Annotated in this window: 18 protein-coding genes; 17 read left to right on the top strand and 1 reads right to left on the bottom strand. The window is 36.7% G+C overall.

Going from position 1 to position 19246, the window contains the following annotated elements:
* Nucleotides 1-60: 60 nt before the first annotated feature.
* Nucleotides 61-843: an alpha/beta hydrolase gene (locus tag ACSBFT_RS05575; protein ID WP_489603859.1), complete on the bottom strand. Its 783-nt coding sequence runs from the start codon at nucleotides 841-843 to the stop codon at nucleotides 61-63.
* A 116-nt stretch (nucleotides 844-959) separates the two neighbouring features.
* Between ACSBFT_RS05575 and ACSBFT_RS05570 the strand changes: the two genes are divergently transcribed.
* The 17 genes from ACSBFT_RS05570 to ACSBFT_RS05490 all read left to right on the top strand — a co-directional run bounded on the left by ACSBFT_RS05570 (nucleotide 960) and on the right by ACSBFT_RS05490 (nucleotide 18825).
* Nucleotides 960-1670 carry an alpha/beta hydrolase-fold protein gene (locus tag ACSBFT_RS05570; RefSeq protein ID WP_489603858.1) on the top strand — a complete coding sequence of 237 codons (711 nt, stop codon included), beginning with the start codon at nucleotides 960-962 and terminating at the stop codon, nucleotides 1668-1670.
* Nucleotides 1671-1754: 84 nt separating this feature from the next.
* Nucleotides 1755-2735, top strand: coding sequence for an ATP-grasp domain-containing protein (locus ACSBFT_RS05565; protein ID WP_489603857.1), 981 nt, complete (start codon nucleotides 1755-1757; stop codon nucleotides 2733-2735).
* 347 nt (nucleotides 2736-3082) lie between these two features.
* A complete protein-coding gene (locus tag ACSBFT_RS05560; protein ID WP_489603856.1) occupies nucleotides 3083-4180 on the top strand; it encodes a carboxylate-amine ligase in 1098 nt (365 codons plus the stop codon).
* Between the two features lie 49 nt (nucleotides 4181-4229).
* Entirely contained in the window at nucleotides 4230-5078 is an 849-nt protein-coding gene (locus tag ACSBFT_RS05555; protein ID WP_489603855.1) for a type 1 glutamine amidotransferase, read from the top strand.
* The gene (locus ACSBFT_RS05550; protein ID WP_489603854.1) at nucleotides 5078-6274 is read left to right on the top strand and encodes a hypothetical protein; all 1197 of its coding nucleotides are present in this window, start codon (nucleotides 5078-5080) and stop codon (nucleotides 6272-6274) included. The genes ACSBFT_RS05555 and ACSBFT_RS05550 overlap by 1 nt, the downstream gene beginning before the upstream one ends.
* Nucleotides 6275-6280: 6 nt before the next feature.
* Nucleotides 6281-7477, top strand: coding sequence for an aspartate aminotransferase family protein (locus ACSBFT_RS05545; RefSeq protein WP_489603853.1), 1197 nt, complete (start codon nucleotides 6281-6283; stop codon nucleotides 7475-7477).
* A 304-nt stretch (nucleotides 7478-7781) separates the two neighbouring features.
* The gene (locus ACSBFT_RS05540; protein ID WP_489603852.1) at nucleotides 7782-8495 is read left to right on the top strand and encodes a hypothetical protein; all 714 of its coding nucleotides are present in this window, start codon (nucleotides 7782-7784) and stop codon (nucleotides 8493-8495) included.
* Nucleotides 8496-8812: 317 nt separating this feature from the next.
* Entirely contained in the window at nucleotides 8813-10489 is a 1677-nt protein-coding gene (locus ACSBFT_RS05535; RefSeq protein ID WP_489603851.1) for a DUF6035 family protein, read from the top strand.
* 402 nt (nucleotides 10490-10891) lie between these two features.
* Nucleotides 10892-11539 (top strand): class I SAM-dependent methyltransferase, encoded by a 648-nt coding sequence (locus ACSBFT_RS05530; protein ID WP_489603850.1) that lies wholly within the window; start codon nucleotides 10892-10894, stop codon nucleotides 11537-11539.
* Nucleotides 11540-11641: 102 nt separating this feature from the next.
* Nucleotides 11642-12559 carry an ester cyclase gene (locus ACSBFT_RS05525; protein WP_489603849.1) on the top strand — a complete coding sequence of 306 codons (918 nt, stop codon included), beginning with the start codon at nucleotides 11642-11644 and terminating at the stop codon, nucleotides 12557-12559.
* A 475-nt stretch (nucleotides 12560-13034) separates the two neighbouring features.
* Nucleotides 13035-13850, top strand: coding sequence for an AraC family transcriptional regulator (locus tag ACSBFT_RS05520; RefSeq protein WP_489603848.1), 816 nt, complete (start codon nucleotides 13035-13037; stop codon nucleotides 13848-13850).
* A gap of 73 nt (nucleotides 13851-13923) precedes the next feature.
* Nucleotides 13924-14421, top strand: coding sequence for a VOC family protein (locus ACSBFT_RS05515; RefSeq protein ID WP_489603847.1), 498 nt, complete (start codon nucleotides 13924-13926; stop codon nucleotides 14419-14421).
* 230 nt (nucleotides 14422-14651) lie between these two features.
* On the top strand, nucleotides 14652-15302 hold the full coding sequence (locus tag ACSBFT_RS05510; protein WP_489603846.1) for a peroxiredoxin-like family protein: 651 nt from the start codon (nucleotides 14652-14654) through the stop codon (nucleotides 15300-15302).
* Nucleotides 15303-15697: 395 nt separating this feature from the next.
* Entirely contained in the window at nucleotides 15698-16702 is a 1005-nt protein-coding gene (locus ACSBFT_RS05505; RefSeq protein WP_489603845.1) for a hypothetical protein, read from the top strand.
* A 53-nt stretch (nucleotides 16703-16755) separates the two neighbouring features.
* On the top strand, nucleotides 16756-17301 hold the full coding sequence (locus ACSBFT_RS05500) for a hypothetical protein (protein WP_489603844.1): 546 nt from the start codon (nucleotides 16756-16758) through the stop codon (nucleotides 17299-17301).
* Between the two features lie 333 nt (nucleotides 17302-17634).
* Nucleotides 17635-17979: a carboxymuconolactone decarboxylase family protein gene (locus ACSBFT_RS05495; protein WP_463048489.1), complete on the top strand. Its 345-nt coding sequence runs from the start codon at nucleotides 17635-17637 to the stop codon at nucleotides 17977-17979.
* Between the two features lie 381 nt (nucleotides 17980-18360).
* Nucleotides 18361-18825, top strand: a complete 465-nt coding sequence (locus ACSBFT_RS05490) for a GyrI-like domain-containing protein (RefSeq protein WP_489603843.1) — start codon at nucleotides 18361-18363, stop codon at nucleotides 18823-18825.
* The last annotated feature ends 421 nt before the right edge of the window (nucleotides 18826-19246 follow it).

The raw sequence follows: 19246 nt of genomic DNA, 5'->3' as shown, positions 1-19246 counted from the left end.
TTGGTAAGCATACAGAGAAGACTCCATGATTAAATTCATGGAGTCTTTTTTATGTCTAAGCTAAGCGTTAAAAGCCCAGTCTAAAAAATGCGGCATAGCCCCATGCCAGGTTTCCTGATTATGTTTTCCACCTAGGACTTCCAGATACTTTATATCCGAGTCTAATTTGAAACCTTTTTGAATCAATAGCTCCATCAGGTCTTGGGTGTCGTCTATGGCATCTATAATGCCGTTATTATTCCTGTCGGCGGTTTCGTCTTCTGTGCCACACTGAAACCAGAAATTAAGGTTACGTTTATAGGGGATGGACTTCACTTTCTCATGGATGATTCTGTGTTTGGAGTCTTGGTATTGTGCCCCATAATCTACACTTCGCCACCATAATGCACCACTAAAAACCCCAACCTTAGAGAAAGTCTTTGGGTTTTCTATGAGCATATCAAAAGCCGACAAACCTCCTAAAGAAAAACCACAGAAAACATGATCGGCATCTTTGAGACTGACTTTAGATTTTAGCTCAGGCAATAATTCCTTTAAGATAAAATCTTGGTAGAAAATAGCTTTATCTCCCCTGCCCTTAAAATCTAAAACACCCGCTGTTCCATATTCCGACAGCCTGTTTTCATTACAGTGCACCCCCACAAAAATAAAGGCTGAACCATTAGTTTTCCAGAATTTCTCTAGCACTTCACCCATCCTTAATCGCTCAAAATCCTGCCCGTCGTTCATTAAAAGTAGGGTGTATTTCTTGCTATCTGAATAGCCTGGTGGAAGCACCAAATCATAGATAACAGTTCTCTTAAGAAGACCAGAGACCAAAGAGGCCTTTTTAAATAACTTCATGCTTAGCTTTTAAACGGATGAAAATCGAAAATTGTTAAACCTAAATGTTTCTTTCTATCTGTTTTCGACTAATTTGTTACAAAATTAATTCATCCATTCATTAACAACAGAATCAAGTGCAAGAAAATCACACCGCGTTTTATTCCCATGCCTTGGGTAGAGATATAGAATTGATGACTTATGGACACTGGGGTTTTCCAGTTTTACTATTCCCAACCTCTATGGGAGACGTTTTTCAAAATAAAAACTTCGGATTAATAGACAGTGTGGCCGACAAAATTGACCATGGTGATATTAAAATATATTCCGTGGCCAGTATTGACCACGATAGCTTTTATGCCAAACACCTCTCTGGCCAAGAACGAATTGCCAATTATACTAAATACACCCATTTTTTAAAGTACGAACTTGTTCCATTCATTCAGAAGGCATCAAATACACACAGAATAGGCATAGCCGGCTGTAGTTTTGGTGGATATCATGCCACGAATTTTGCCTTGAAAAACCCCGATGTGGTCGCATTTCTCATTTCTATGAGTGGGTCTTTTAACATCCGTAACTTTTTAGATGACTTTTTTAACGACGAGGTCTACTTTAATAACCCTGTTGATTTTTTACCTCATTCAGACAGTTGGATTTATAATCACATGAATATAGTTTTGGGCACTTCAGATTGGGACATTTGTCGGGATGACAATATTAGTTTGTCTAAACTCATGGGCGACAAGCAAATAAACCACTGGTACGATGAGAAAAAATGGATAACCCATGATTGGCCTCTTTGGAACATGATGTTCCCTGAATATATTTCTGCATTTTTACATTGAAAATAAAGAAGTACTTAGTCTATTTGAAACAGTATTTGTTTTCTCAAAAGTCTCTCATAACTTTTGAACTTTAAAATATCTAAAATGAAAAAAATTGGTATTCTCTTCGGAATGGAAAACACCTACCCGCATGCATTTGTGGAACGGGTAAATGAACTTACAGGCAAAAAAGACATCATAGCCGAGCAAGTTCAGATAGGAAAAGTAGAACAGGGTGTAGAAACGGAGTATGACGTTATCATTGATCGTATTTCTCAAGATGTACCTTTTTACAGGGCCTATCTTAAAAATGCCGCTTTATGTGGCACTGCGGTTATCAATAATCCTTTTTGGTGGAGTGCAGATGAGAAATTCTTTAATAACTGCTTGGCCGTAAAACTAGGAATACCGGTTCCTAAAACCATGCTGCTTCCTTCTAAAGAGAGACCCACCGATACCTCGGAGACCAGCTTTAGAAACCTTAAATTCCCGATGGAGTGGAACGAAATGTTTTCGAAAATAGGATTTCCTGCTTATCTAAAACCGCATGACGGTGGTGGCTGGAAAAGCGTTTATAAAGTCACCGGCGAGTCTGACCTTTGGCATAAGCATGAAGAAACAGGACAGTTGGTCATGATGCTGCAAGAGGAAATAGATTTCACAGATTATTACAGATGCTACATTCTTGACGGTAAAAACGTCCTTATCATGCCTTATGAGCCTAGAAATCCTGCTCATTTGCGTTATGCGACGCAACCAAAAACCACAGGACCCGAACACAAAAAACTAATGACACTCATTACGAAATATGTGATACAGCTAAATCAGGCATTGGGTTATGATTTCAATACGGTGGAGTTTGCCATTAGAGACGGTATTCCATATGCCATAGATTTTTGTAATCCTGCTCCAGATGCGGATGTGTACTCTGTAGGTCAAGAGAATTTTGACTGGGTGGTAGAAAATTCTGCTAAAATGGCGATTGCGAGAGCAAAGAGTAATAAACCAGGTGTAAATAACTGTACTTGGGGTACTTTCTTGCAGTCTTCTATTACCAAGGAGGATATTTTGAAAGTTCAACAATGATAGCATATGTTAGAAGTTATTGGTTAATGGTTAATGGTTACAATGATTTAATGATTCAATGTTTTAATGATTCAATGATTTAATTATTCTTTTTCCAATGATTCAATGGGTTATTGGTTGAAGGTTAATGGTTAAAATGATTCAATGCTCCAATGGGTTATTGGTTAATGGTTACAATGATTCAATGTTTTAATGGTTCAATGATTTAATTATTCTTTTTCCAATATTTCAATGGGTTATTGGTTAAAGGTTAAAGGTGAATGATTCAATGCTCCACTGACTTAAGAATTTAATATTTCTTGGACTTCTTTATATATATCTAAATTTTAAACGCTATTAACAAATCAATGTCATTATTCACCCTAGGCATAGAAGAAGAATTTCAGATTATAGACCCGGAAACACGGGAATTGAAATCTCATATGTCGCAGATTGTAGACAGAGGTCAGGTGATTCTGCAGGAGCGTATCAAACAAGAAATGCACCAGGCCGTGGTGGAAACGGGTACCAACATCTGTCAGAACATTGCGGAAGCTAGAGAAGAAGTGCAGTTTCTAAGAAATAATGTGATCAGCCTCGCCGAAGAAAAGAACTTCAAAGTGGCGGCGGCTGGTACACACCCGTTTTCTGACTGGGTGAACCAACTCATCACCGTGGATGAACGCTACGACGAAATCATCAATGAAATGAGAGACGTGGCTCGTGGTAACCTCATTTTTGGTCTGCATGTTCATGTAGGTATAGAAGACCGCCAAGAAGCCATAAAAATCATGAATGAGGTAAGATATTTCCTTCCGCATATTCATGCTTTGAGTACCAACTCGCCTTTTTGGTGTGGCAGAGACACCGGTTTTATGTCTTATCGCTCCAAGGTTTTCGACAAATTTCCGAGGACAGGAATTCCAGATTACTTCGGTTCTGCAGCCGAATATGATGATTATGTGAATCTTTTGGTAAAAACCAATTGCATTGACAACGGCAAGAAAATCTGGTGGGACATCAGGGTGCACCCCTTCTACCCTACCATAGAATACCGTATCTGTGATGTGCCCATGAGGTTAGACGAAACCATCTGTTTGGCGGCCATTATGCAGGCACTCATTGCGAAGCTGCACAAAATAAGACAAGAAAATCTTAGCTTTAGAAGCTACAGACGCATACTGATAGCCGAGAATAAATGGCGTGCTGCCCGAGACGGCATTCATGCCAATTTGATAGATTTTGGAAAGGAAATAGAAGTACCTTTTAAAGATTTGGTACATGAGCTCCTTCATTTTATAGACGATGTTTTAGACGATTTAGGCTCTAGAAAAGAAGTGGAATATGTACACCAAATTATGAAAAATGGTACAGGTGCAGACAGGCAACTGGCTGTGTATAATGAAACCGGAGATCTTAAAAGTGTAGTGGACTACATAATAGACGAAACCAAATTCGGTCTTTGAACCAAAAATAACGACCTTTGTAGCGTAACAGAATTAAGAGCTTAAATCAATGTCTACCGAAGTAAAAATAGCCATACTCGACCTTTACGATGGCTACCCCAATGAGGGAATGAGATGCATTAAGATGCTTTTAGGAGCATTTCTGTCTCAAGAAAATATAAAGGGAAACTACGATATCTTTGATGTAAGAGGAGATGCAGCACTTCCAGAAATAGAGGCTTACGACATCTTTATCTCTACCGGAGGCCCTGGAAGTCCGATAATCCAAGGTTTTCAATGGGAAACCAAATTTTTTAATTTCTTAGATGCCGTACTAAATCACAACAAAGTCAACGACCATAAAAAGCACTTGTTTCTTATCTGTCACTCGTTCCAGTTGATGGTTCAGCGTTTTGGTTTTGGACTGGTATGTGAAAGAAAATCTACCTCTTTTGGCGTTATGCCTATTCATCAAACGCCAGAAGCCAAAGGCGAGGTGTTGTTTGAAGGACTAGAAGACCCTTTTTGGGCCGTGGACTCTAGAGATTATCAGGTCATTCAGCCCAATACAGAGCAGCTGGAAAAAATGAATGCCAAAATACTGGCATTGGAAAAGATAAGACCGCACATTCCGCTAGAAAGAGCTATTATGGGTATTAGGCTCACAGATGAGGTGGTGGGCGTTCAGTTTCATCCAGAAGCAGATGCCGAAGGCATGCAGCGTTATTTTTTACAATCAGACAAGAAATTAGCAGTGGTAAATGAGCACGGAGAAGAAAAGTATGAGGAGATGATAGTGCAACTTGACGACCCAGACAAAATACTATTGACGGAATCCGTCATTATTCCAAGATTTTTAAATCATGCTTTGCAGAGCATCAAAAATGTTCCGCAGCTCATTATATCTAGTCAGCAATAATGCATCTAAAAGAACGCGAAAGCTTTAACGCCTCTTTCTCTACAGAGAAATATGAGAGCATGATTTCGGAGATCAACAGCGAGTTTCCGGGAGCCTTAGATTTTAGAATAGCCGAAAGTCCCATTTTCATTACCAGAGAACTTAAGTCTAAGTTTTTAATGGCGGCAAACGACGTCATCAATGGTATCAAAAAAGACGACTTTATAGCCAAAACTGAAAAGGCCATTCCTGCAGAATACCGCTTTAACGGAGAATCTAAAAATCCTCATTTTTTGTCCATAGATTTTGCCATTGCGAAATCTGCAGACGGAGAGCTAGAACCGCAACTGATAGAGCTGCAAGGCTTCCCAAGCCTGTTTGCCTACCAGAGTTATTTGGCAGGTAAATACAAGAAGTTTTTTGCTATATCCAACAGCTTTTCTCCTTATTTCAATAAGTTAAACGCCTTTTCTTATATCAATGAAATGGAGAAAATCCTAAAGGGAAAATCTTCAGAAAATACCATTTTACTGGAAGTTTACCCCAGTAAGCAAAAAACCAAATTGGATTTTGAAATCACGAAAACCTACTGGGGCATAGACACCGTTTGCCTGAGCCAAGTTTTCTTAAAAGGGAAGCATCTTTACTATAAAAACAGCGAAGAGGAAATCAGGATAGACCGGATATACAACAGGATTATTTTTGACGATATTGAGCAAAATTACCCTGAGCTAAAAGTCCGTATTGACTTCTTAAAAAAGGCTAAATTAAAATGGATTACGCATCCAAACTGGTTTTATAGGGTGAGTAAGTTTTGTATGCCTTTGCTTAAAGGAAAGTACATCCCCGAAAGCAAATATTTGGATGCTTTAAAAGCATACCCAGAAGATCTGAACAACTATGTGCTTAAGCCACTTTTCTCTTTTGCGGGACATGGCGTAGACCTACACCCTACGGAAGAAAAACTAGACAGCATAAAAGACAAGGAGAACTACCTGCTTCAAAGAAAAGTACAATACGAGCCGATTGTTAAAAAGCCAGATGGCACCCTTATAAAAGCAGAAGTTCGCCTACTTTACATTTGGCCAGAAGATAAAGGAAACCCAAGGCTAATGACCAACTTGGCTAGGCTAAGCCAAGGAGAGATGATTGGAGTAGATTATAATAAAGATTTTGACTGGGTAGGCGGCAGCTCCGCATTTTTTGAAACAGATTAGACGACCATGCACTTAAGACAAGTCTTCTTAGAAAATATGGCTCAAACGAGCGACTTTCCGCTGGCACTGGAATTTACCAAAGCCGAGGGGGTTTATTTGATAGACAAGTCTGGAAAAAAGTACATTGACCTCATAGCGGGAATAGCCGTTAGTAATGTGGGCCACAGGCACCCAAAAGTGGTACAGGCCATTAAAGACCAAGCAGACCAATATCTGCACCAGATGGTGTATGGCGAATATGTGCAAAGCCCGCAAGTGCTATTAGCCAAAGCCCTTACCGACACACTAAGCCATTTTAAAACAAGCAGTGGTTTAAGCATAGACAATGTATATTTTACCAACTCTGGCACAGAAGCCGTAGAAGGTGCCATGAAACTGGCCAAAAGATATACGGGAAGAACAGAAATTATAGCTTTTCATAATGCCTACCACGGCAGCACTCAAGGGGCACTCTCCCTAGGAGACGAGGCCTTTAAAAGAAACTTTAGACCTACCCTACCCGATATACGCAAAATAGCCCGTGAGCAGTTTGAGGATTTAAACCTCATTACCGAAAGAACCGCCGCTGTGTTTTACGAACCTGTGGGTGGTGAAAGCGGCGTAAGACCTGCCTCGCAAGCCTATATTACGGCATTGGGCAAACGCTGTAAGGAAACAGGCACTTTGCTGGTTTTTGATGAAATACAGAATGGCTTTGGACGTACGGGTTCTTTTTGGGCTTTTGAGCAATATGGCGTAGTACCCGATATTTTACTGTCTGCCAAAGGCATGGGCGGCGGCATGCCGATAGGTGCTTTTATGGCTCCTAAAGCAATTATGAGTGTGCTGACCGATAATCCTATTTTGGGGCATATTACCACTTTTGGTGGGCATCCTGTGAGCTGTGCGGCTTCACTGGCCACGGTGAACATCCTACATGATGAAATAGACCACAGCGAAACCCTACGCAAAGGCGAGCTTTTTAAAAGCCTGCTGGTACACCCCGAAATTAAGGAAGTACGTGGCATGGGACTTATGCTGGCCGTACAGCTTTCTGACTTTGAATACATGAAAGCGGTGATAGACCGCACCATAGAAAATGGCGTAATAACCGACTGGTTTCTCTACTGCGACAACGCCATGCGAATAGCCCCTCCCCTAACCATTTCCGACGAACAAATTCATGTGGCTTGCGAGGTGATTTTAGAGGCTTTGGGGAGTTAGGATTTATACATTTAAGTTTATCAGATTTAAACCCTTTTGACAATTTTCAATAGGTGGGTATATTTTGCTTGATTCTACTCATAATTTTGCTAGTTTTGGGTAGAAGTAGATATACGACAACTAAATGGGTAGAATTTCTATAGAACCATAAAACACACCTTTCAGTCAAACTTTCATATATATTAATTTTATACCCACATGGTAACAAACTCTTAATATTCATTAAAAAGCTATTAGATTCGTGCGGATTTAGAAATAGTTTAAACACCTTTTGTTCGGATACATAAGCTGAAAACATTTTTTTATGAAATCAAAAATACTCTTAGGAATTATCATAACAATTGGAATTTTGACTTCGTGTGAAAATTCTCAAAAAAAACAAAGCATAAGAATACAAACTGTTGACTACTCAAACAAAACATTACTTGATAGTCTGATTAAAACAACACCTCATTCTAAAGACACCCTATTTCTAGGATTTACAATTGGAATGAATAAATCTGATTACAAAAATCATATTCAAAAATTAAGGAAAGAAGGTAAGACTCTTGAGTATTCTAACTCGAATAGAATGTCAGTTTATGCTGAAACTTTTAACCTTGGTTCAGGTTACACTTTTAACACAAGTATTTCGACAGAAAAATCAGGAAAAACAATAACTGGAGAAGGAAAATATTTTATTAAACCCTTTTACAACAAAAATGGAGTTTTAATAAAATTAAATATTGTTCCGTTTGAAAAATGGAACGGAGTTTATGGAAATAATAAATCGAATTGGCTTGAGGATAAAATAAAAGAGAATTCAGAACAATTAAAAGATGAGGGTCTAAAACAAGCTCTAATTAACAATAATTTCATCGATAAATATGACTTTGTAAGACGAAAAGGGAATTTGATAATTTATGAAACTACGCTATCTGTCAATTACATCGACCTTAAAACATTACTGCTTGAATTACTAATAAAAGAAACCCAAAAAGATATTATTAAAGAAAAAAGTGAAGACATTAAATTTTAAAAATCCATTCTCCTAAGCTTCCAGCTTAGGTTAGGCGTTTTAAAAGCCTCTGGCTTGACATCATTATTGTATTTCCCACTCTGTAAGGTGTTCTGTCTGCCAATTTATCCGCCGATAGGAGGACAAAATGGTTAGACCTCAAAGAGCGGATTCCATTAGACTTCATGGAGAATTTCAATATTTTTGATAATAAGTTTTCAAGTTTGAACTACAAGAAGTCTGGACAATAACATCCCGATAGTTATTGGGAGACGCTACTTGGACAGAAAATTTGTCTAAACTAATGTTCGTCACAATCTAAACCTATCATTCAAAATATGTCGTTTGAGAGAACAATAAAAGTAGCCTATGACAAAATATCAGGCGAAATTCTTGAAGCAAATGAGGTTTTTGAGACTGCAAAAAGTGGGTTTGAAGTCCGTAGACAATTTCACAAAGATGAAGTTGAATTGTACTGTTGCGAATGCTCGCAAAAACTAAATGTTTCTACAAGTAAATATGACCGACTTCATTTTAAGCATCAACCCAATGCTGATTATTGCCTATTAAAAGACACAAAGCTTTCGCCTAAAGAAACTGAGGAATTAACAAAAATCTATAAATCAAAAGAAAGTGATAGACATAAAGAGCTAAAAAATAAAATTGCTCAAAGGATTTCAAAAATAGACGGAATTTCTTCGATAAATGTGGATGATAGATTTATCATTGATAATAATGAGAAACGAAAACCAGATGTCTTCTGCATTTATAAAGGCAAAAAGCTTGTTTTTGAAATCCAACTTTCCGATTTATCATTAAGATATATAATTAGTCGTTATAAATTTTATAAGCGTAATGGAATGTATCTAATATGGATTTTGGACAATTTTAATGTTCAAGGTCAAAATCAAACTGAACGAGATATAAAGTACTTAACTGAATATCAAAACTTTTTTAAATTAGACGAAAGCACAAATGACTTCAGACTTCTTTGCACATATAAATTCCCGTTTTTAGTTAATGACAATAAGCTACTAACTAAATGGATTGAAAAATCAATCGGTCTTTCTCAATTGAAATTTGATAAAGAATCTTACCAAGCTTATTTTTTCGACTTTAGAATGAAGTTGGAGTTAAAAGACAAAGAGAGATTAATAAACATTGAGAAATCTAAAAAAGAAGAAACTGAAAGAATAAAAGCAAGAAAGTTAAGTGACGCAAAGGAAAAATCAAATGAAATAATTGACGATTTAAGATATTTATGGAAAACCGAATCCTTCAATTTTAAACCCATAAAAGAAAGAATTTTTAAACTAAGTGAATATGAATTAAAAATACTTAATGAATCAAACGCATTTAAAGATGATAAAGATGAGCCTAAAATTCATAAATGGTTTTCAATCGCAAAAAGAAATAATTATCCGTTTTTAGAATTTATGCTTAATTGCCACTTACTTGAGATAGACGTAAATAAAAAGTCTAAAGAACAAAAAAGCCTTTTCCAAACCCTATTTGGAAATAAAGAAATTAAACACGGAAAGTATTTATCAAAACTTATACTCAAAAGAGGTTATATTTTCACAAAAACAGACGAATCAATTATTAAAGAATGGTATCCAATAGAGAAAGAAAAACAATCGGAAATATTACTACATTATTTATCCACTAAACTTAACAGCAAGTATCTGATAGACAAATTATTTGAACATCGGAACTTAATCTGCACAATTGAAAGTGCGAAAATAAATGAAATTATTGGGTTTGGATATAAATCGAATCAATGGATTGCTTTTGCGAATAACGCAGTTCATTCATATCAAGAATATTGGGATTATATAGAATTGGCATTTAAACATTACGGAATTTGGAACAAATTAATCGAATTAGACAGAAAAGGAACATTTAGAAAAAAAGTAACTGCTTTTTATGAAGAAAGACCCAACGCAAAATTTGACTGTGATTTACTAATTCAAATTTTATATCCTGAATTGAATACTGAAAATTACTGCAGCTAACAATTAGGACCGAATACAGCGAAGTAGGGCTTCGGTTCATCTGAGCCTATGTTGAGCTCAAGCACCCAGATATTTGCTCCCGATAGCTATCGGGAGGGATTCAATTGAACTCGTTTGTTATTTGTGTTTTAAGAAGGAGTTTCTGCAGCTATAATTTTCAATTTTCCCACACTGTAAGGCCTTCTGTCTCCACCGTTAGGAGGACAAACTTCCTAGACCTCAAAAAGCGGATGCAATTAAACTTCATGGATAATTTCGATATTTTTGATAATAAGTTTTCAAATTAGAACTAAAAGAAGTCTGGACAATAACATCCCGATAGCTATCGGGGGACGCTACTCGGACAGAAAATGCATCTACACAATGTTATAGCCAATGACAAACAACAAGAAATTACAACGAATGAATAAATCATCAAAATTCTGGGATAGTGCTTCAAAAAACTACGACAAAACAGAAGAACGTTTTGAATATATTCATAGCAAGTCTCGAAAAAACGCTAAAAAGTATTTAGAAAAAAGTAATGTTGTTTTAGATTATGGCTGTGGAACGGGTACAGTATCTTGTGAAATTGCCGACTATGTTAAAGAAATACACGCCATTGACATATCATCAAAGATGATTGAAATTGCTAAAGCAAAGGCAGTCGATAAAAAAATTGAAAATGTAACTTTCTCTCAAACGGATATTTTTGATGAAAAACACAAAAAAGAATCTTATGATAGAATACTAGCTTTCAATATGTTGCACACTATTCCTAATCCCAATGATGCTGTACAAAGAATACACGAATTATTAAAACCTGATGGTTTGTTTATTTCTGTGACACCTTGTTTAGGAGGTAAATTGTCTTTTTTAGTTGGTTTGCAAATTCGACTTGTTCAAATAATGTGTGCAATTGGAATAATCCCAATTCCTATAAGAAGACTTAAAAGTTCTGATTTAGATGACTTAATCACAAATGGAAATTTTCAGACTGTTGATTCCGAGAAGATTTATAAAGGTGCATCTAGTTATTTTATCGTGGTTAAGAAAAACGGTAAAAAATAGGCCAGATAAAGTCAAAGCTTTTGACTCGAGTTTACTTAACTGAAAATCACAAGCTTCTACTTTTCACATACTAACCTTTGACAACAATTAAAAAATCTATTTATGAAAAAAACATGGAGTATTGTCATATTAACTCTTGTAGTGGTTTCTAGCTTATTTTTTAGCTGTCAATCCAAATCAAATAAGACCGAAAAGGTGGTAGAAGGTCCCACCTGGAATCCAGAGGAACTAGAATTAATAGCCCTTGTAGAAAAACTCTTGTTTGCAGTAGGTAATTCTGACTTTAAGACCTTGGATTCCATAGTTTCAGACAAAGCAAACTTGGCAAGTGCCATAATACGAGATGGTGTTTCGAAAAACTCCGTTATCCCAATTGCCGAATACTTTGAAACACAAAAAAAACGAGGCCAAGAACGCAAGCCCTTTTACGAACCCGTGAAGGAATACAAAATCCTTATAAATAAGGGCGAAATTGCTTTTGTTTGGGCTGATGCTACACTACATAAATATGGTGTCCCTCGGACAAATAACATAGACAATTTCACCTTAATAAAGGAAGATGGTGAATGGAAATTCATTAATATCTCATTCACTAATACAGCCTTACCAGAAGAACTTCAAAAATTTGATATAGCCATTTTTGCCAAGAGTTATGCACAGGTATGGTGTAGCCAAAGACCTGATTTTGTTTCCTCTTTTTTCGCTGAAGATGGAGTTCTACAGATAAATGAGGACTCACCAGCAAAAGGTACTGCCGCAATTACAAATGTTGCGAAAGGATTTATGGAAGCTTTTCCGGATATGGTTGTTTCAATGGATAGTCTAGTTACAAAATCGGACAAAACACGATTCTATTGGACACTCACTGGCACAAATGATGTACCAAATGGAACTGGCAAGAAAGTTAAAATTAGTGGATTTGAGGAGTGGACTATAAATAAAGGATTAATTCAAAAATCAAACGGATATTTTGATGAAAAAGAATACCTGCGACAACTTGAATTTGGAACAGATAAATAAAAACTGCAGCCAGTCTGCTCTCCTAAGCTTCCTTCTAAGGCGGATAAATGTAGCTTAAGTTAGACGTTTTAAATCCTCTGGCTTGACATCCATTATGGTTTTTCCCACTTTGTGAATTGTTTCTGTCTGGCAAAAAGTAGGTTAGACCTCCCAAAACTTAATTATCCAGTTTCCATAACAGTTTTCACTATTCTACATTCTATAATCCGCACAAGTATTCATAATTAAATAGATATCTGAACTTAGATTTGAATATAGTTTCTAATGGTAACAAAATTAACCATAAGCGGTTTGAAGCGTAAGGTACACAGTTTTGCGGTCAAGAAGACCTCAAAGAGTCGGGGTATCCACTCCCACGCTTATAGGACGGCGACGCCCAGTCTTCCACCCTTTGGATTGTTCCGCTAAAGAACTAAATTCGCCATTCAAGGCTCACACAAGCGATATGCGTCACGCTATGAAACACCAAGTGTAAATGAACTATCAGACATATGAACCACATAAAGACTTAAAATCCATAGTAAAATTTTATTGGACTTTGGAAGTGCCTTTTGACCCAAAAAATCAAAAGCAAAAAATCGTACCTGACGGCTGCATAGAAATGACTTTCAATTTTGGCGACAAGATTAAAAGATACACTTCGGAAACAGACTTTATCCTTCATCCCAATGCAATGGTCATGGGACAGAGAACAAAATCATATTACATTTTACCCGTTGGTAATGTTGACACTTTCGCAATCTGTTTCTATCCTATTGGATTTGTAAACTTTGTAAATACACCACTGGAAAAATTGGTTGACAAGGAAACACCTATTTCAGAACTTTTCGGACAAGCAGAAGCCTATGAATTAGAGCAACAAATGATTCAGGCTATAGATTCTGAACAAAGAATGAATATTATCGAAACCTTTCTACTAAAGAGACTTTACGAAAAAAATACGATTAGTACTATTGTAAAATCAACCGTTGATGCTCTTCTCAAAACAAACGGAACGACTCCCATAAATGTTATTTTGAAAGATGACGTTTCAAAGAGAAGACAGCTTGAAAGGCATTTTAGAAAACAAATTGGCATCAGCCCAAAGCAGTTAGGCAAAGCTATTCGACTGCAAACAACTTTAAATTTGTTGCTCAACAAAAAATCAGAAACACTGACAGACATTGCTTACGAGCGTGAATATTTCGACCAAAATCACTTCATAAAAGATTTTAAAGACCTTGTTGGGCTTACACCAAAGGAGTTTTTAGACAATGAACATATGGCTCTATCTGCCCTTTTCTATAAATAGGTTTTGCAGTGTCGCATTTCTACTATTTCGGCTTCTTTCTAACATTTAATTTTGAATTAAAATTAGATAGTCAATGGCAGTCAAAGAAATAATTTTAGCTACGTTGGTTTCTGCAATTTGTTTTGTTTCATGCTCCAATTCGGACAAAACAAATTCTGAAGGAACGAGAAAAGACACATTAACAAATTCAGAAGTAGAAAATATGAAAAGTTACATTTCCATGTTTGAAATTCCAGCGACGGATATTTCACGAGCAATTAATTTTTATCAAGCATTGTTGGACATCAAAATAGAAAAAATGGATGTTGAAGGAATGCAAATGGGAATATGGCCTTATGAAGGACAAATGGTTACAGGGGTCATAATTCATGCAGACGGATATAAGCCATCAGCAGACGGAGTAACAATGTACTTGAATGCAGGAGAAAATCTCCAATTAGTACTTGACAAAGTAGAGAAAAATGGCGGGCAAATAACAGTGCCTAAAACCGCTCACGCAGACGGAAGTGGCTACTTTGCAATATTCCTTGATTCGGAAGGAAACAAAATGGCTCTTAACTCACCGAACTAACTGAGAAAAGAAAAGAGTGAACGCATAACAGCGGTTTTGCGTCAGACGAGGTTACCTGCTTCGTTTGACACATTTTACGTATATTTAAGTTCGGTTCTTCGTATCAATTGTTGTGCTAAAAAGTCCACATGAACGGAAAGCGGCAAAACGTTGTAGCTAAATAAAATGTGACATCGAAATTTGTCCGATAATCCTAAGCTAGGAATGGCAACAGACCCAATCTAATTTATATGAAAAAACTAAAAGAACTAACCGATGCTAAAATTGAATCAGGTAGAAAGGCTAATCCTGAATTCATGAAAGGCGTTGATGATATTATTAACCAAGCAAAAGCTTTCCAACAAGGTAGTGACGCCATTAAAGTTGGCCAAAAAGCCCCAAAATTTGAACTCCCAAATCCTGATGGAAAATCGATATCCTTAGAAACCTTATTAGATAAAGGCCCTGTTGTGGTCACATTTTATCGTGGTGATTGGTGTCCCTACTGCAACCTTCAACTTAGGGCTTTGCAAGCTAAACTAGATGACATTCATGCATTAGGTGCTACATTAGTTGCTATCAGTCCACAAGTACCTGACGGCTCCATGAGCAAAAGTGAAATTAGTAATATGGACTTTACGGTATTGTCTGACCAAGATGCCAAGGTGGCTTCAGAGTATGGAGTTGCTTGGGAAGTACCAGAGTTTTTGATGGAACATATGCGAGTAGATAGAAATCTTGATTTAGAAACAATCAATAATGGCAATGGTAGCATATTACCTATTCCAGCCACATTTATTTTAGGACAGGACGGCGTAGTAACATGGAGCTATGTTAACGTAGACTATAGAACTCGTTCTGAACCTGATGAAATTATTGAAGCTTTGAAAAAGCTATCTTAAGAATTAGCTTGATTTAAGAAGATGTTTATTTGTTTACCTCACAAACAATTCAGCCCGCTCAGTGAGGTCTTCTTGTCTGCCGATTTAACTGCCTATAGGAGGACAGGCTGACCTGACCTCTCGAAATTATTTATCCGTCCTCAGACTGTTTCAAGTTTCGCTGATGCTATCTTCCAGAATCTGCACAAGCGTTTATGATACCGGAGCTTAGATTTGATTTAGAATCATGGAAAAAATCTGTCAAAGATTCTAAAACATTGAGGTACTCTCATCATGTTAAGGTTAAGGTCAATCTCATCTATCTATTGATGTAACTCACACCGCTTAATCAGTTTTTTTTGGAATTTATTTAGAAAATAAATAATTTTAAAACTATTAGCACCTTAAAGCTAGCCATGAAAAAAAAATTCGTTTGCATTTATCTTCTTTTCCTATTCGTTCAATTCGAACTTGTTGCTCAAAATACCGGTGTCAAATTTGATTCCACGGGCCAAAAACCGGAAGCTGCTTCAAGTGCCATTTTAGAAATAGCTTCTAAAACGAAAGGCTTACTAATTCCTAGAATGAGTAGCCAAGAGCGTCAAAATATCTTAAATCCCGAAAAGGGTTTAATTATATTTCAAAACGATGAATCTAATTCAGGTATTTGGTATTTCGACGGACAAACATGGAATCAAGGTGTGCAAGGGCCGAAAGGCGATACTGGCGACCAAGGAATTCAAGGTGAAACAGGACCAGCGGGTATACCAGGTCCCAAAGGAGATCAAGGAATTCAAGGTGAGACAGGACCTACAGGTGAGCAAGGGGTGAAAGGAGATCAAGGAATTCAAGGTCCTAAAGGAGATACCGGGCCTGAAGGTCCCCAGGGACCATCGGGAGATGGTGATAATAATTTGCGTAGCTCCGAAAGGGGGAATTGGGATATAATGGGGGATGGAGCTAGAAGGTTTGTAAAATTTAATAATATTAGTGGAAACAGTCCTAATGCCAATTTTCAAGATTACTTGGACGTAATAAGGATGGAGAGTAAAGAATTTCTCAATGTTACTGGATTTAACAACTCAAGTCCTGAAATCCCCAATAATTTTGAAATAACAATTCTCCTGGAAGTTGATGAAAAAACACCGGAGATTTTGGATCAACATCTATCTCCACCAAGAAACAATATTGGGCAGGAAGCAATAATTTACTCTTTTCCAGGTGACATTGGAACACCAAATCCTAACGATGATCATTTGCAATTGACCTTAGGTAAATATTTTATCCAGCAAGTTGAACAATTAGTTATTAGTGGTAATAAACCTTTACTTAGGCTTACGATGGTGTCCGAAACGCTAGAAATGAAGGTTAAGAAAAATGGAAATACAAGCATTGAAACATTTGATTACGCTAGCTATTAAGGTTAGAAAAAAATAAAATACAAGAACTGAAACTTTTGAATATACTGATTAAGATGATTAAATACTTATACACTTTAATTTTCCTTTTAGTTAGCTTTTGTTCACAATCACAGAACGCCTATTTGGTAGCTAATGAACCCATTTTTAGTGAAGAAGATGCTACAACCATTCAGGGCTTAAGTGGTGATTACATTCCTCTTTTGGAAGTTTCTTTGTCTTTGCAAAATGGTGATAATGAAAGAGTACATGGTGCCCCATCAAAAGAATACTTAACCATAAAAATTGATTTTGACGATATTTTGTTTTCTTATCCGAAAATAATTGTTGAAAAACTACAAGGAACTGTTTTTAATGAAGGAGAAATTATCGTCACTCGGAATGAAGGAGATACGGAAATTTATCAAAAGTACAAATTTGACGATTTTGTTATTTCAAATACTGAAATAGTGAATGGAAAAGAAAACATTTTAGTGATTGATATCTTTTTTGATCAGTTCGAGCAGACAAACTATTCTTTTTCCAACTCCGGTGAAGTTACAGGAACAATGCGATATGGTTGGGATTACAAAAGTATGGTGGAGTGGTCAGCCCCATTTTGATTTTCTGTTGCCTTGAATACTTACACTTCAAAGGATCCCTTCGTCAGAACCGCTCTACGGGGGCTTCCAATCTACCGATTTATCTGCCTATAGGAAGACAGGCTGACCTGACCTCTCGAAATTCACTTATCGGTCTTCAAACCGTTTCTAGTTTCATTGATGCTATCTTCCTGAATCTCAACAAAAGTTTATGATACCGGAGCTTAGATTTGAATTTAGGTGCTATTGGGTAGATATTCCGGTTTAAAGTGAGCCACTCATTCCGGCTCAAAGTAAGCCACTTTTTAGTCTAAAATATATTTTCATAAATTAATACTCCTTTTTATAAATCCTATGTCTGAATATCAAACACCCAAAGACCGTGCATTTGTTGAAACGCTTGTTGGTGCAGCTCCTAAAGAAGCCGCGGCTTTCTTTAAACTTAAACATACTGCAGAACGTGAAGATGGTGTAATTCCTATAAAATACCGGGAACTCATTTCTGTGTCTGTGGCTCTTACTACGCAATGTGCCTATTGTATTGAATCACATATCCAAAATGCGGTTCGGGCAGGGGCAACACGTGAAGAGATTGCTGAAACAGTTTTCATTTCGGCTGCAATTCGAGCAGGCGGTGCAGTTGGCAATGGTTTACTCGCTATGCGACTTTACGAAGAGGAAGTTAAGGCAACAACTTGAATGTTTCAGTCTTTAATAGAGTATAATGACTTGATTAAACCCCGTTTAAGTATTAGAAAACCTCCCGATTTTACCGGGACTGTAGCTAAATTGCTTCCCTTCGGTGTTACTCAGGGTATCACAAATCAGTTCACTTGGTCAGGCTCAGTGCAGGCTTACAGCCATTTAAACTCAATCACCATAGCCCTTGGACATTAGCTCAGGGTAAACTGCTATGCTCATCTCGTTTAAATGTCTGATTTATCCCACTTTAAAACTCATAACGATTTCCCAACGCATAATCCAGGTTTAAAACACGTTACTAGCTTTATACAAACACGTTAATGTTCATCTAAAAAATCCTCGACCTTATCAATTACAACGAAATTTAAAAAAGTAAGAATGGAAAAATATCAAAAAACTAACTTCAAATTAGTGGGATTAAAACTTGAAGAAAAAACCATAAATAAAAATAATCAATCAGGTAAAGATTGTGGGGATTTATGGCAGAAATTTGAAAAAGATAAAATTTTCGACTCTATTCCAAATAAATTAAGCCATGAAATCTATGCGGTATATTTTGACTATGAAAAAGACGAAACAAAGCCTTTTTCATATTTCATAGGTTGCATGGTAGATGAAAATGCGGAAACTCCTAAAAATTTAGAATCTTTAAAAATTCCTTCTCAAAAATATGTAAAAATTACAGCTAAAGGCGTAATGACGGGTTGCATAACCGAAGCATGGGAAAAAATTTGGACCTCGGAAATTCAACTAAAATTTGGGTTCGATTTTGAAGTTTATGATGAAAGAAGTCAAGATTGGAATGACGCTGAATTGGATATTTATGTTTCAATAAGTGAGTAAAAATAATAGCGAACCAGCTCTCCTAAATTTGCAGCTTAGGTTTGGCCTTATAAATCGTTTGGCTTGACATCTAATAACTAATTTACGTATAAGAACCACATGATAACTTCCCAAATTAGAAATCGATAAGCTTGAAGCCGTGCTCTTTGGCTTTCTTGTCCCCTTAATTATTCCTATGGTTTGTGGGTTAATTTGGGAAACTTTTTTTCTGGGGGGATAAGACACCTCAATTTCCTGTCCTATTTCAAGTTTAAAGGAATCCTGCTCCTTTTAATGATTAAACGGTTGCATTTTACTTGTTTTTATGGATGAATTCAATAGTTTTGAGAGGAAGTAGATTCACAACAGCTTTTGGTGTTGCACACAATAACATTCCGATAAGATTGGGGGACGCACCTGAAAGTAAAATATTGTACTTCAA

It is taken from the genome of Arcticibacterium sp. SM2516, assembly GCF_057914865.1.
The sequence above is the reverse complement of the archived record's forward strand: the minus strand, read 5'-3'. Positions and strand labels throughout refer to the sequence as shown.

Excerpts from the sequence above, each read along its gene's own strand:
- ACSBFT_RS05575 (WP_489603859.1), bottom strand. The coding sequence starts at position 843 with ATGAAGTTATTTAAAAAGGCCTCTTTGGTCTCTGGTCTTCTTAAGAGA.
- ACSBFT_RS05565 (WP_489603857.1), top strand. The coding sequence starts at position 1,755 with ATGAAAAAAATTGGTATTCTCTTCGGAATGGAAAACACCTACCCGCAT.
- ACSBFT_RS05560 (WP_489603856.1), top strand. The coding sequence starts at position 3,083 with ATGTCATTATTCACCCTAGGCATAGAAGAAGAATTTCAGATTATAGAC.
- ACSBFT_RS05555 (WP_489603855.1), top strand. The coding sequence starts at position 4,230 with ATGTCTACCGAAGTAAAAATAGCCATACTCGACCTTTACGATGGCTAC.
- ACSBFT_RS05550 (WP_489603854.1), top strand. The coding sequence starts at position 5,078 with ATGCATCTAAAAGAACGCGAAAGCTTTAACGCCTCTTTCTCTACAGAG.
- ACSBFT_RS05545 (WP_489603853.1), top strand. The coding sequence starts at position 6,281 with ATGCACTTAAGACAAGTCTTCTTAGAAAATATGGCTCAAACGAGCGAC.
- ACSBFT_RS05540 (WP_489603852.1), top strand. The coding sequence starts at position 7,782 with ATGAAATCAAAAATACTCTTAGGAATTATCATAACAATTGGAATTTTG.
- ACSBFT_RS05535 (WP_489603851.1), top strand. The coding sequence starts at position 8,813 with ATGTCGTTTGAGAGAACAATAAAAGTAGCCTATGACAAAATATCAGGC.
- ACSBFT_RS05530 (WP_489603850.1), top strand. The coding sequence starts at position 10,892 with ATGAATAAATCATCAAAATTCTGGGATAGTGCTTCAAAAAACTACGAC.
- ACSBFT_RS05525 (WP_489603849.1), top strand. The coding sequence starts at position 11,642 with ATGAAAAAAACATGGAGTATTGTCATATTAACTCTTGTAGTGGTTTCT.
- ACSBFT_RS05520 (WP_489603848.1), top strand. The coding sequence starts at position 13,035 with ATGAACTATCAGACATATGAACCACATAAAGACTTAAAATCCATAGTA.
- ACSBFT_RS05515 (WP_489603847.1), top strand. The coding sequence starts at position 13,924 with ATGGCAGTCAAAGAAATAATTTTAGCTACGTTGGTTTCTGCAATTTGT.
- ACSBFT_RS05510 (WP_489603846.1), top strand. The coding sequence starts at position 14,652 with ATGAAAAAACTAAAAGAACTAACCGATGCTAAAATTGAATCAGGTAGA.
- ACSBFT_RS05505 (WP_489603845.1), top strand. The coding sequence starts at position 15,698 with ATGAAAAAAAAATTCGTTTGCATTTATCTTCTTTTCCTATTCGTTCAA.
- ACSBFT_RS05500 (WP_489603844.1), top strand. The coding sequence starts at position 16,756 with ATGATTAAATACTTATACACTTTAATTTTCCTTTTAGTTAGCTTTTGT.
- ACSBFT_RS05495 (WP_463048489.1), top strand. The coding sequence starts at position 17,635 with ATGTCTGAATATCAAACACCCAAAGACCGTGCATTTGTTGAAACGCTT.
- ACSBFT_RS05490 (WP_489603843.1), top strand. The coding sequence starts at position 18,361 with ATGGAAAAATATCAAAAAACTAACTTCAAATTAGTGGGATTAAAACTT.